Annotated in this window: 10 protein-coding genes and 1 pseudogene; 6 read left to right on the top strand and 5 right to left on the bottom strand. The window is 70.3% G+C overall.

The genetic code is table 11. The annotated features are described in order from the left end of the window. Window positions 1-59 precede the first annotated feature (59 nt). Window positions 60-401 (top strand): STAS domain-containing protein, encoded by a 342-nt coding sequence (locus tag ACWDX9_RS00630; RefSeq protein WP_449947333.1) that lies wholly within the window; start codon window positions 60-62, stop codon window positions 399-401. Here the strand turns inward: ACWDX9_RS00630 and ACWDX9_RS00625 are convergent. The 4 genes and pseudogenes from ACWDX9_RS00625 to ACWDX9_RS00610 all read right to left on the bottom strand — a co-directional run bounded on the left by ACWDX9_RS00625 (window position 386) and on the right by ACWDX9_RS00610 (window position 6,055). Continuing rightward, complete coding sequence (locus ACWDX9_RS00625; protein WP_449947332.1) at window positions 386-2,533, bottom strand: terpene synthase family protein; 2,148 nt, start codon at window positions 2,531-2,533, stop codon at window positions 386-388. The two genes, ACWDX9_RS00630 and ACWDX9_RS00625, sit on opposite strands and share 16 nt — an antisense overlap. A gap of 68 nt (window positions 2,534-2,601) precedes the next feature. Then, window positions 2,602-4,020, bottom strand: coding sequence for a family 2B encapsulin nanocompartment shell protein (locus tag ACWDX9_RS00620; protein WP_449947329.1), 1,419 nt, complete (start codon window positions 4,018-4,020; stop codon window positions 2,602-2,604). A gap of 30 nt (window positions 4,021-4,050) precedes the next feature. Next, a pseudogene (locus ACWDX9_RS00615) lies at window positions 4,051-4,998 on the bottom strand (4-hydroxy-3-methylbut-2-enyl diphosphate reductase); the annotation flags it as partial. 7 nt (window positions 4,999-5,005) lie between these two features. Then, window positions 5,006-6,055 carry a polyprenyl synthetase family protein gene (locus ACWDX9_RS00610; RefSeq protein WP_364245343.1) on the bottom strand — a complete coding sequence of 350 codons (1,050 nt, stop codon included), beginning with the start codon at window positions 6,053-6,055 and terminating at the stop codon, window positions 5,006-5,008. A 195-nt stretch (window positions 6,056-6,250) separates the two neighbouring features. Between ACWDX9_RS00610 and ACWDX9_RS00605 the strand changes: the two genes are divergently transcribed. From ACWDX9_RS00605 to ACWDX9_RS00585, 5 genes are all read left to right on the top strand, one after another. Then, window positions 6,251-7,432, top strand: a complete 1,182-nt coding sequence (locus ACWDX9_RS00605) for a zinc-dependent alcohol dehydrogenase (protein WP_449947325.1) — start codon at window positions 6,251-6,253, stop codon at window positions 7,430-7,432. Between the two features lie 52 nt (window positions 7,433-7,484). Then, window positions 7,485-8,540 (top strand): NAD-dependent epimerase/dehydratase family protein, encoded by a 1,056-nt coding sequence (locus ACWDX9_RS00600; RefSeq protein WP_449947323.1) that lies wholly within the window; start codon window positions 7,485-7,487, stop codon window positions 8,538-8,540. Window positions 8,541-8,622: 82 nt separating this feature from the next. Then, window positions 8,623-9,093, top strand: coding sequence for an ATP-binding protein (locus ACWDX9_RS00595; protein WP_449947320.1), 471 nt, complete (start codon window positions 8,623-8,625; stop codon window positions 9,091-9,093). A gap of 45 nt (window positions 9,094-9,138) precedes the next feature. Continuing rightward, window positions 9,139-10,038, top strand: a complete 900-nt coding sequence (gene folP / locus ACWDX9_RS00590) for a dihydropteroate synthase (RefSeq protein WP_449947317.1) — start codon at window positions 9,139-9,141, stop codon at window positions 10,036-10,038. A 10-nt stretch (window positions 10,039-10,048) separates the two neighbouring features. Next, window positions 10,049-10,444, top strand: a complete 396-nt coding sequence (locus ACWDX9_RS00585; protein WP_449947314.1) for a DnaJ family domain-containing protein — start codon at window positions 10,049-10,051, stop codon at window positions 10,442-10,444. Window positions 10,445-10,575: 131 nt separating this feature from the next. Here ACWDX9_RS00585 and ACWDX9_RS00580 read toward each other — a convergent pair whose 3' ends face one another. Further along, on the bottom strand, window positions 10,576-12,930 hold the full coding sequence (locus ACWDX9_RS00580) for a glycoside hydrolase family 6 protein (RefSeq protein ID WP_449947311.1): 2,355 nt from the start codon (window positions 12,928-12,930) through the stop codon (window positions 10,576-10,578). Between the last annotated feature and the right edge of the window lie 242 nt (window positions 12,931-13,172).

The raw sequence follows: 13,172 nt of genomic DNA, 5'->3' as shown, positions 1-13,172 counted from the left end.
GGTTATTTGCCGGAGACCGGATTACACCCCCAGAGCGTGCGTGTTGGGGGGCGAAGAGCGTGAGCGTCCAAGAGCGGTTGCTCTACCAGGATGGGCAGCTGACGATCACGGTGCGCGCTGCGCCCGGACCGCCGGCTGTCGCGCTGGTCGGCGAGATCGACGCCTCCAACAGCCCCGCGGTGGCCGACACCCTGGCGGGGTGCCGCCAGGGTACGTACATCGTCGTCGACACGGGAGAGCTGACCTTCATCGACGTCTCCGGCCTGCGGGTGCTCGTCATGCCCACGCTGCCGCCCGCGGAGCGGTGGATCCGCCTGCACAATGTCACGCCGTACCAGCGGCGACTGCTCCGCATGATGGGCTGGTTCTACGAGCCCCGCACCCATCACCTGCCCGCGTAGGCCGCCGAGGTGCCGAGGCCCGTCGGCCCGCCCAGCCGCCGCTCGGGCACCCGGTTGTGGCGGAGCAGCGAGGCCTCGTCGAACCGGGAGCAGTGGTGGTGCCAGTGGAACACCCCGGCCACCCAGTTACGCAGCCCGTCCACGAACGCGTCGAGGTCCTGCCGGGCATCCGCGTCGAGGTCGAGGTCGTCCGCGACGACCGGCAGCTCGTGCTCGACGATGTGCTGGAACTGGCCCACCCGCGAGTCCAGCAGGTCGGTCACGATGCCGAGCGCCGTCGGGTAGTCGCAGTCGAAGAAGTGCTGCACCACCAGGATGCCGTTGTGCAGGTCCCCCTCGAACTCGATCTCCTTCTGGTAGGAGAAGACGTCGTTGATCAGCGTCCCGCAGTCGGCGGCGGTGTTCTCCAGTGACCGGATCGGCCCGCTCTCGCGCAGCTCACGGGGGAGCCGCCGGCCGTGCCGCATCCGGCTGAAGCTCATGGTCAGCTCGCTGCCGGCGGCCTGCCGGCGCATCTCGACGAAGTCCACGGGGTCGGGGATGCGGTTGGCGAACTGGTTGCCCAGCTCCCACAGCCAGGCGAGACACGTGCTCTCGACCGCCGCGCGCAGCTCGCGGCGCCCCTCCGGCGGCATCGGCCCCACCGTACGCGCCCAGACGTCGGCCAGGCCCCGCTCCAGCACGCTCGCGGGCGTCGGCGCGGGCGAGCCGTCCAGCGGCATGAACGCCGAGAACCGCTCCACCGCGATCCTGGCCGCCGCGAGGTTGCGGGACCGGCCGAAGACGGCGGGGAAGTAGTCGTCCGCGTACGTTCCCCACGCCATCCAGTACGACGCCAGGTCCAGCTCCTCGGGACTGCCGTCGGGATGCAGGCCCGCGGTGCACAGGGGCAGGTCGAGGTCGACGAGCCGCTGCTCGTCCCACAGGGTCGAGTCGAGCATCCCCATCTCCCCGCACCAGGCCACGGTGTTGCGCCGGGCGGCGTCGAGATGGGACGACAGCCGGACCTGGAACGGCATGGGCAGGTCGGGGATCCGCGAGGGCCCCACCCGCTGGTACGGCACGTACGTGAAGTTACGCAGCCGCTTCGCCCCCAGCATGTTGACGATCGACGGCATGCCCAGCGGCTTGCGGGCGGCGACCCGCTTGTTCATGTACCGGCTGGAGCGCAGGTGCCACTCGTGCCCGCCCGACTGCCAGTCCTGCAGCCCCTTGACGTAGGCCAGCACGCCGGCCGCGGTGAGCGGGTCGACGCCGTACTCCACGAACAGCGGGCCCAGCTCGCCCAGCGCCGTGTGCTCGAACTGCTGCATCCGCGAGGTCAGCAGGTCGTTGACCGCGTCCGCGGCCTCCTGCGTGCCGCATCCCAGGAACCTCTCCAGCACCAGCACGCCGTTGCTCAGCTCACCCTCGTCCCCGACCTCCCGCTCGTACGAGAACAGGTCGTTGCGCAGGTGGACCGCGTCCGCGAAGGCGTCCTTCAGCACCCGCAGCGGCCGGGTCCCGGCCAGCCGGGCGGGCACCTCGGCGCCCACCGCGTGCTCGACGAGCCCCGCCGACCAGGGAGCCCCGCCGACCTTGCGGCGCATCTCGATGTACTCGACCGGGTTGGCCACCCGCCCCCGGTTGATGTTGGCCAGCTCCCAGAGGGACTCGTTCAGCAGGTTTCTGGTGCTCTCGGCGAAGCGCGCCCGCCAGTCCGCCGACCTGCTGGGCACCGTACGCACCCACAGGTCGGCCAGGCCCGCCTCGACGGGGTTGGTGGGCTCGGGCATGGTCAGGTCATCGCCCATCGGCATGAACTGCGCGATCCGGTCGAGGTACGCCTTGCTGCCCGCCAGGTCGCCGGTGCGCTTGAACACCTCCAGGAAGTGGTCGTCGAAGAAGAAGACCCACACGTACCAGTCGGTGACCAGGCAGAGCTCGACGGCGTCGCAGTCGGGATGCGTGTACGAGCACAGCAGCGCGTAGTCGTGGGCGTCGAGGTCGGCCTCCTCCCAGATGCCGGAACCTTCGGACATGCCCAGGTCGCGCGCCCACTGTCTGGAGTGCGCGCGAGCCTCTTCGAGATGCGGGTTCAGCCGCGCCGGGTACGGCATGTAGAAGTCCGGCAGTTCGAACGGCTGGCTCATGGCAACTCCTCCACGTAAGTGATCGGCCGGCACCGCGCGCAGGCGGTGCCGGCCGTCCGGTTCCTCGCTCAGCCGTTCCTGCCGACCTCGACGTCCTCCAGCACGCCGAGCGCGTCAGGCACGAGCACCGCCAGCGAGTAGTACGCACTCACCAGGTAGGACATGACCGCCTTCTCGTTGATGTTCATGAACCGGACCGACAGGCTCGGCTGGTACTCGTCGGGGATGCCGGTCTGGTGCAGGCCGACGACACCCTGGTTCTCCTGGCCGGTACGCATGAGCAGGAACGACGTCGTGTACGTGGAGGAGACCGGGATCTTGTTGCACGGGAAGATCGGGACGCCCCGCCAGGCCGGCACCTTGTGCCCGAAGGCCTCGATGGACTGCGGGTAGACGCCGCGCTTGCTGCACTCCCGGCCGAAGGCCGCGATGGCCTGCGGGTGCGCGAGGAAGAACGCCGGGTCCTTCCACACGGTGGCCAGCAGGTCGTCGAGGTCGTCGGGGGTGGGGCGGCCGGAGCGGGTGCGGATGCGCTGGCTGAAGTCGGCGTTGTTGAGCAGGCCGAACTCCTTGTTGTTGATCATCTCGTGTTCCTGCCGCTCGCGCAGGGCCTCGATGGTGAGGCGGAGCTGCTGGTCGAGCTGGCTCATCGGCTGGTTGTACAGGTCGGAGACCCGGGTGTGCACCCGCAGGACCGTCTGCGCCACGCTCAGCTCGTACTCGCGCGGGCTCAGCTCGTAGTCCACGAAGGTGCCGGGCAGCACGGGCTCGCCGCTGTGGCCGGCCGACAGGTCGATCGACGCCTCGCCGTAGTCGTTGTGGGCGTGCTCCCCGCTCGCCGAGAGCCACCGGTCCAGGTGCTCGCGCAGGCCGGGAGACTGGTCGGCGAGCTGCTCGAAGTCCTGCCGGGACAGCGTGAGCACGGTGGTCTTGGTCTTGGCCCGCGCGGTGAAGTCGAAACTGCCGCCACTCGTCAGCGTCGCCTCACCGAGATAGTCGCCGTCGGCCAGGACGCCGATGTTCTGCTCGTCGCCGTACGCGCCGCGGCTCACCTTGGCCACCCGGCCGTGGGCGATCAGCACGAGCCGGTCAACGGGGCGGCCCTCGGAGACGATCTCCTCGCCCGCCTCCACCTCACGCTGGGCGAAACGATCGGCCAGCGCCCCCAGCACCTCCGTATCGTCGAAGCCGCGCAGCATGGGCAGCTCGGTGAGCTCCGCAGGGATGACCCGCACGTCCGAACCGGTCGTGCTGAACGTGATGCGGCCGTCACCCAGCTCGTACGTCAGCCGCCGGTTGACCCGGAACACACCGCCCGAACACTGCACCCACGGCAACAGCCGCAGCAGCCAGCGGGAGGTGATCTCCTGCATCTGCGGCGCCGTCTTGGTCGTGGTCGCGAGCTGTCTGGCGGCCTCGGTGCTGAGGCTGAGCTGGCTGTTGCCGTTGGCGGCCTCAGGTGTGGGCGAGTTGGTCGTTTCGGTCATCGTGCTGCACCACCAATCTGGGTTTGGGACCTAGCCGGGGTTGCGGGTGGATCGGATTTCGAGCGGCAGGGAGAACGTGAGGGTCTCCTCGGTCACGGTCACCGGCTCCACGTCGTCGTATCCGTGGGCGGCGAGCCAGCCGAGTAACTCCCCGACCAGCCGCTCGGGGACGGAGGCGCCGGAGCTGACCCCGACGGTCCGCACGCCGTCGAGCCAGCGCTCGTCGGCGTCGGCGGCCCGGTCGATCAGGTACGCCGCGCCCGCGCCCGCGTTGAGGGCCACTTCGACCAGCCGCCGCGAGTTCGACGAGTTGGCGGAGCCGACGACGATGACCAGCTCGCACCGCGGGGCGATCCTGATGATCGCCTCCTGGCGGTTCTGGCTGGCGTAGCAGATGTCGTCGCTGGGCGGGTCGACCAGCTGGGGGAAGCGTTTGCGCAGCTCGGCGACGGCCTGCATGGTCTCGTCCACGGCCAGCGTGGTCTGCGACAGCCAGCTCATCGGGCGCGAGCCGCCCGCCGTCAGCTCGTCGGGCCTGGCCGGGTCCACGACGTGGATGCGCTCGGGGGCCTCGCCGAACGTGCCCTCGACCTCCTCGTGCTCGGCGTGGCCGATGAGCACGATCTCGTAGCCCGCCTCGGCCATGCGCACGGCCTCTTTGTGGACCTTCGTGACCAGCGGGCAGGTGGCGTCGATCGTCCGCAGGCCGCGCAGGCCCGCCTCGTCCTTGACCGCCGGCGCGACGCCGTGGGCGGAGAAGACGACCAGCGAGCCGTCGGGGACCTCGTCGAGCTCCTCGACGAAGATCGCGCCGCGCCGGGTGAGGTCGTCGACCACGTACGTGTTGTGCACGATCTGTTTGCGCACGTAGACCGGCGGACCGAAGCGTCTCAACGCCTCTTCGACGGTGCTGATCGCACGCTCGACACCCGCGCAGAAGCCGCGCGGGGCCGCGAGAAGAACCTGTCCCATCTGGGGAACCTCTCTACTTGGTACGGTGCGCGAGCTGGTCGGCCAGCACGGCCAGCGCTCTCGCGGCCTCCGGCTCCATCCGCGCCGCGGCCAGTGCCGTCACGGCCTCGCGCACACGGTCTTCGATCATTTCCTCGACCTCGGCCAGCGCTCCGGTGTCGCGCAGGATCTGCCGCAGCTCCTCGGCGCGCTCCTCGGTCAGCTCCGGGTTGCCGTGCCAGCTCTTGAGATGGGCGAGCTGGGCGGGGGTGGCCCGCAGCACGGCGTGCGCGACGAGCACGGTGTGCTTGCCCTCGCGCAGGTCGTCCAGCGCCGACTTGCCGGTCTCCGACTCCAGGCCGAACGTGCCGAGCACGTCGTCGCGGAGCTGGAAGGCCTCGCCCAGCGGCAGGCCGAAGCGCGAGTAGGACTCCAGCAGCTCCAGCGAGGCCCCGGCCAGCGCGCCGCCGATCTGCAGCGGCCGCTCGACGGTGTACTTGGCGGTCTTGAACCGGATCACCGTGAGCGCCTCGTCCACGCTCGCGCCCGAGCGGAGCTGGGCCAGGACGTCGAGATACTGGCCGCTGATGACCTCGGTGCGCATGGTGTCGAACACGTGGTGCGCGGCCCGCAGCCGGTGCGGCTCCACGCCGCACGACGACAGCATGGTGTCGGACCAGGCCAGGCTCAGCGTGCCGAGCAGGATGCCGCCCGCCTGCCCGAACGCGTCCGAGCCCGGGCCGCGGTGCAGCCCGGCCAGGCTCCTGTGCACGGTGGCCCGGCCGCGCCGCAGCTCGCTGCCGTCCATGATGTCGTCGTGGATGAGCAGGCCCGCGTGGCAGAGCTCCAGGGACGCGGCGGCGGTGATGATCTCGTCGCCGTCGCCCCCTCCGGCGCCCCGCCAGCCCCAGTAGCAGAGCTGCGGCCTGACGCGCTTGCCGCCGTTGAGGACGAAGTCGGTGAGCAACTGGTACGCCGCCTCGACGTCGGGGTCGTCGACGGGAGCTCGCCAGGTCTCGAGGAAACCGGCCAGGCGACGGTCGATGCGTGATCCAACGTTGTGCTGAGTGAAGCTCACCGGCATGCGCGCGGCTCCTTCTGTCAGGGCGTCAGCTACCAATAGTTACTCACCCAATACAGAGCGTGTAAAGCGTTTTGGCGCGGAGCGTTCGCCCTTTACCAAGATCCAGGCGTGTCGGGAGGCCGCCTGGAGCCATCGCCGATTTGATGGCATATGTCCGGGTATGCGGCATTTGTGGCTATTCCGTAAGGAGGCACCATGAAGGCAGTCACCTGGCACGGCAAGCGCGACGTCCGGGTCGAGGAGGTTCCCGACCCCGCCATCAAGGAGCCCAACGACGCGGTCATCAGAATCACCACCACCGGGATCTGCGGCTCCGACCTGCACCTGTACGAAGTGCTCGGGCCGTTCATGGCCGAGGGCGACATCCTCGGGCACGAGCCCATGGGCATCGTCGAGGAGGTCGGCTCCGCGATCGAGAACATCAAGCCCGGTGACCGCGTGGTCATCCCGTTCAACATCTCCTGCGGCCACTGCCACATGTGCGGCATGCAGCTCTACGCGCAGTGCGAGACCACGCAGGTGCGCGAGCAGGGCATGGGAGCAGCCCTGTTCGGCTACACCAAGCTCTACGGGCAGGTGCCCGGCGGGCAGGCCCAGTACCTGCGGGTGCCCGAGGCGCAGTTCGGCCCGCTCAAGGTGCCCGAGGGGCCGCCGGACGAGCGCTTCATCTACCTGTCCGACGTGCTGCCGACCGCCTGGCAGGCCGTCGAGTACGCGGACGTCCCCGAGGGCGGCAGCGTCACCGTCTTCGGCCTCGGCCCCATCGGCCAGATGTGCTGCCGCATCGCCCGCCACCTCGGCCACCAGGTGATCGGCGTGGACGGCGTCACGCAGCGGCTGGAGATGGCCCGCCGCCACGGCATCGAGGTCATCGACGCGAGCGAGGTCACCGACGTCCCCGAGGAGGTCCGGCAGCGGACCTCCGGGCGCGGCACGGACTCCGTCATCGACGCGGTCGGCATGGAGGCCCACGGCTCCCCGGCCGCCAAACTCGCCCAGACGCTCACCACGATGCTGCCGGGCGCGGTGGCCGCGCCGCTCATGTCGCACACGGGCGTGGACCGCCTCGCCGCCCTCAACCACGCCATCGACTCCGTACGGCGCGGCGGCGTCATCTCCGTCATCGGCGTCTACGGGGGCATGACGGACCCCATGCCCATGCTGCGCATGTTCGACAAGGGCATCACGATGCGCATGGGGCAGGCCCACGTCCGGCGGTGGACCAACGCGCTGATGCCGCTGGTGACCGACGAGTCGGATCCGCTCGGCGTGATGGACCTCGCCACCCATCGGATGCCCCTGGAGCAGGCGCCCCTCGCGTACGAGATGTTCCAGAAGAAGTCCGACGGAGCCGTCAAGATCCTGCTCCAGCCATAATCTGGCAGGTCAGAGGGGTTTCGCTGCCCGATCGGCGGGCAGCGAAGCACCCATGAGAGTCGTTGTGGTGGGTGCGACCGGCAACGTCGGCACCAGCCTGGTGCGTGCGCTGGCCGCCGACGACGGCGTGACCTCGATCGTCGGGGTCGCCCGTCGGCTGCCCGGATGGCGGATCGACCGCACCGACTGGCGGCAGGCGGACGTCGCGACCGCGGATCTGACGCGGATCTTCGACGGGGCGGACGCGGTCGTCCATCTCGCGTGGCTGTTCCAGCCCACCAGAGATCCGGCGACGACCTGGCGGGCCAACGTCCTGGGCAGCATGCGCGTCTTCCGCGCCGTCGCCGAGGCGGGGGTGCCCGCGCTCGTCCACGCCTCGTCCGTGGGCGCGTACTCGCCCGGGCCCAAGGACCGGCCGGTGGACGAGAGCTGGCCCACGCACGGCTGGCCTGGGGCCGCGTACGGGCGGGAGAAGGCGTACGTCGAGCGGGTGCTCGACGTCTTCGAGCACGATCACCCGAGCATCCGGGTGGTGCGGATGCGGCCGGGGTTCGTCTTCCAGCGGGTGGCCGCCACCGAGCAGCGCAGGCTGTTCGGCGGGCCGTTCGTGCCCGGGTGGCTGATCAAGGAGGGGCGGATCCCGTTCGTGCCGGACATCCCGGGCCTGCGGCTGCAGGCGCTGCACGCGGAGGACGCGGCGGAGGCGTACCGGCTGGCCGTCACCAAGGAGGTGCGGGGGGCGTTCAACCTCGCCGCCGCGCCCGTGCTCGACCCGCCCGACCTGGCCAAGCTGCTCGGCACCCGTACGGTCCCGGTCTCGCCCGCCGTGGCCAGGACGGTCATGTCGGCGGCCTGGCACCTGCGGCTCCTGCCGGCCGCGCCCGGCCTGCTGGATCTGGTCCTGCGGGCCCCGATCATGAAGACCGACCGCGCCAGGGACGTGCTGGGGTGGACGCCGCGGCACCCGTCGTGGGAGGCCGTGCGGGAGCTGTTCGAGGGGCTGCACGACGGGGCCGGCATGGACACCGCGCCGCTGGCCCCCGACGGCGGGCCCGTCGGCCGCGTCAAGGAGCTCGCCGCCGGTGTCGGTGGGGCGTCCGGGGTGTAAGTCGTCTCCTCCGGGGAACGTGACACACGACGCGAGGTCCTGAAGCGCGAGGCTACCCTGTCGGACGACACGGAGGGAGCGCATGCGGACCCTGATGGCCCAGCCCTTCACCCTCGACGACGTCACCAGGCTGCGCCGCGCCGTGGCCGAGTGCGCCAGGAGCTGCGGGCTGAGCAGCCCTCGGCTGGACGACTTCGTCCTGGCCGTGCACGAGAGCGTCGTCAACGCCGTGGAGCACGGGGGTGGGCGTGGGTACTTCAAGCTGTGGACGGTGGACGGCGTCATCCGGTCAGAGACGTCCGACGAGGGGACGGGCATCCCCGACGGGTACGTCAACGGCAGCATCGCCCCGCTCGAACTCGCGCAGGGCGGCAGGGGGATCTACCTCATCCGCCGGCTGTGCGACACGGCCGACTTCGACACCGGTCCAGGAGGGACGACGGTCCTGCTCACGATGCGGCTGCCGGGCGGGCCCGAGCGCGCGGCCCACGAGGTCATGAAACGCATCCGCGTGATGGCCGGCTGCCGCCCCTTCGGCCGGTTCATGGCCTGACCCCCGCTCCGCGCCGGGCGGTCGGGGGCCAGGTAGGCTCGCTACGTGAGCGGCGAAGCGCTTTCCCCGGGGATCATCTCGCCCCTCCGGCGCATCGGGCGGCGGGAGTTCGATTTCGCGCGCCAGGTCGCCGTCATGGCCATCGTCAACAGGACGCCCAACTCCTTCCACGACCAGGGCAGCACGTTCGAGCTCGACAACGCCGTGACGGCCGCGTGCCGGGCCGTGGACGACGGGGCCGACTGGGTGGACATCGGCGGGTTCGCCTTCAGCGCGGCCCAGGCGCAGATCGGCGCGGACGAGGAGATCGACCGGGTGGCCCCGGTCATCGCCGAGGTCAGGAAGGCCACCGACGCCGTCATCTCCGTCGACACCCACCGGCCCGACGTGGCGCGGGCGGCCGTCGACGCGGGCGCGGACGTGATCAACGACACCAACGGCCTGCGCGAGCCCGGCATGGCGGAGTTCGCCGCCAAGTCGGGGGTCAGCGTGATCGTGACGCACAGCCTCGGCGGCCCGGGCAGGCGCGTCTTCCGGCCGAGCTACCAGGACGTCGTCGCCGAGGTGGCCGGCTATCTGCGCGAGCGGGTCGCGTACGCGCTGGAGGCCGGGATCGCCCCGGACCGGATCATCATCGACCCCGGCCACGACCTGAACAAGAACACCTTCCACTCCCTGGAGATCACCCGGCGGCTGGAGGAGATCACCGCGATCGGCTACCCGACGCTGGTGGCCCTGTCCAACAAGGACTTCATCGGCGAGACGCTCGACCGGCCCCAGGGGGAGCGGAGGGAGGGCACGATCGCCGCCAACGTCTTCTCGATCGTCAAGGGCGCCCGCATCCTGCGGGTGCACGACGTGGCCGCCACGGTCGCGTCCGTACGCATGACCGAGGCCATGCTCGGCTGGCGTGGCCCGCTGACCCCGAGTCACAACCTGGCCTGAGGAGGCCGTCTTGACCGAGCGGAAACCCCTGGGCATGCCGTTCGAGAGCTGGATCGACCGGCAGATCCGCGAGGCGCAGGAGCGCGGCGAGTTCGACGACCTGCCCGGGGCCGGCAAGCCGCTGCCGGACCGGCCGCACGACGACATGTGGTGGATCAAGCAGAAGATCGAGAGCGAAGGGCTGTCGATGCCCCTGCCGCCCACGCTGGCGCTGCGCAAGCAGGCGGAGGAGGCGCTGGCCGACGCGCGCGGGGCCCGGTCGGAGACCGAGGTGCGGCGGATCCTCGACGAGATCAACCAGAAGATCCGCGACGCGATCAGGACGGGGCTGTCGGGCCCGCCGCTCAACCTGATGCCCTTCGACGTCGACAAGATCGTCTCGGAGTGGCGCAGGGCGCAGAGGTGAAGGGGCCCCGTGGACGGGGCCCCTTCGGGTGAATCGAGGGACCCGGGTCAGGCGGGTCCCTCCGAGAGACCCGGGTCAGGCGGGTCTCTCGGGCTCATGCCGGGGGCGATGGCCCCCGGCCCTGACGGTCGTCAGTTGACGGGCGGGTAGGCGTTCCTCAGCAGCTCCTGGAACTGCGCCGAGAACCAGCGCCCCGACAGCGGCGAGTTGGGCAGCGCGCCGCTCAGGTTGTTGCCGTTGAGGTTGTTGCCGTGGTAGGTCGGGTCGCACATCCGGTCGAACTTCTTGCCCTCGTCGTTCGGGATGTCCGAGCTGGCGCCGTCCGACTCGCCCGGAGGCTTGATCCAGACGTAGGCGTCGAACCCGGCCGCCGGGCTGGCGGTCGGCCGCGCGCCCAGACCGGCACCGCTCTGGTTGCACCAGTTGCCGGCGTGGATGCGGCGGTCGGTCCGCGACTGGTTGACGAAGTCGTCCACGTTGGTCGCGGTGCTCGGCCCGCTCGGGCGGGCGGAGCCGCCCCAGCCGTTGCGCGAGGTGTCGATCAGCATGCCGAGCCCGCTCTTGAAGCCCTTGGCGATGAGGGCGCTGCGCAGGGCGGCGGCGAACGACTGCTCGTCGACGTACCAGTTCCAGTCGACCCACTTGGACTGCCGGATCGACGTGCCGTTCACGGACGAGTTGATCGTGAAGTACGGCTCGGTGGTCGCGCCGTAGTTGGCGGTGTTGACGATGAAGCCGTCCACGCTGTCCACACCGGCGGTGGCGCCGGCCACGGTGCTGTAGAAGAGGTTGACCGTCGGGTTGAAGTTCGAGTCCCAGCCGAGCCAGGCGTGGTGGGCGGCGTCGATGTAGGTGTAGACGTTGGTGATGGCGTGCAGCTTGTTGAGCGCGTAGCGGACGCCGTCGACGTAGGCGCCGGACGAGTTGGCCTCGGCGCACTTGGCGAAGCTGAGGTTGGTGACCAGGTTGGGCAGCGAGTCCGGCTCGATGACCGTGACGATGCGCAGGTTCGCGTACGCGGAGTCGCTCATGATCGCGGCGATCGGGTCGATGTACTCGGTCTTGTAGCGGTTGAGCCCGTTCTCGGCGACGAGCAGCTCGCCGTTGGAGGCCAGCGCCGAGCAGTCGCGGTTGGGCAGGTCGTAGATGACGAACTGGACGGTCAGCGGCGTCGAGCCGTTGGCCGCGTCCTGCCTGACGGCCTCGTCCAGGTGGGCGCGCAGGCCCATGACGGAGGAGGAGCCGGCGATGGCCGCGATGCGGTCCATCCAGACGGCGGTGGAGGTGTTGGCCACCGCGGAGCCGCCGGGCTCGGCCTGGGCCTTGGCCTTCCAGTCGGGGTTGACGTAGCCGGTGGCGCCGGCGTACGGGTTCTCGACGTGGCCGCCGGGGGTGGTGCCGCCGTCGTTGTCGGCCTCGGTGGCGGTGACCGTCCTGGAGGTCAGACCGGTCGAGGCGACGGTGATGGTGCGGCTGCCGTTGGCCGTGTCGGAGTCCTCGGAGGCGGCCAGGGTGACCGTCTGCGCGGTGTTCCAGTTGGACGGCGTGAACGTGAGGCTGCCGCCACTGGAGACGGTGATGTTGGTGTCGCCGCTGCCCGCCGTCGAGGTGACGGTCACGTTCGAGGTCGGCGCGGCGGCCAGGCGCACGGTGTACGTGGCGGTGGCGCCCTCGGGCACGGTCACCGCGGTCGGCGTCACGATGATCGACTGCTCCACCACGGCGTCGTCGTCCACCTCGGTGGCCGAGACCGTGGCCGGGGTGACGCCGGTGCCGCCGACGGTGAAGGAGGCGGTGCCCGCGGTCGTGTCGGAGTCCTGGGCCGCGGCCAGGGTGACGGTCTGGGCGGTGTTCCAGTTGGACGGGGTGAAGGTCAGCGAGCCGCCCGAGCTGACGGACAAGTCGGTGTCACCGCTGGTCCGGGTGGTGGTGACGGTCACGTTGGCGGACGGGGCCGAGGAGAGCCGGGCCGTGAACGTGGCCGTGCCGCCCTCGTTCACCGCGACCGAGCTGGCCGAGGTGACCACCGACGGGGTGGTGGGGTTCCCGCCGCCGCCGCAGGTGACCCCGTTCACGGTGAACGCGGTCGGGTTCGGGTTGCTGCCGGTCCAGGTGCCGTTGAAGCCGATGGAGACCGAGCCGCCGGTGCTCAGGCTGCCGTTGTACGGCATGTTCGTCCCGGTCACCCGCGTGCCCGACTGGCTCCAGTTGGCCCCCCAGCCCGTCGGGGTGTACTTCTGCCCCGTGGTCGGGTAGTCGAAGCCCAGGTTCCACGAGGTGATGGGGTCACCGGTGTTCTTCAACGTGATGCTCGCGGTGAAACCGCCCTGGCCGGGGCTGCTGGTCCACGAGTTGGCAGAGTAGGTCACGTCGCAGGCGACGGCGGCGTTGGCTGCCGTGCTCTGGCCGACGACGAGCCCTAAGGCCGCGACACTCGCGGCGGTCACGGTCACGGCCCATTTGCGGAGGCCGCGTTGGAGTCTCACGAGCGATCATCTCCAGTGTTAGAGGGCTGGGAGCGCTCCCATGGTCTGTCCTGGTTCCATCCGTGTACAGAGGGCGATGCTCGCGGAGGTGTCCGCCGCGCCGCATGCTCGTTGAATGCCCCGGAACGCGGATGAAACTTTCATCCCGGGCACCCTGGTGAGAGGAAACACGGGGGTTACCGGACCGCCATTCCGTTGACATACGCGTCGGGTCACCCACAATCCCGTTTGGGAGCGCTCCC

Source organism: Nonomuraea sp. NPDC003201, assembly GCF_053590415.1.
Note: the sequence above shows the minus strand (reverse complement) of the source record. Positions and strands in the feature narration are given on the sequence as shown.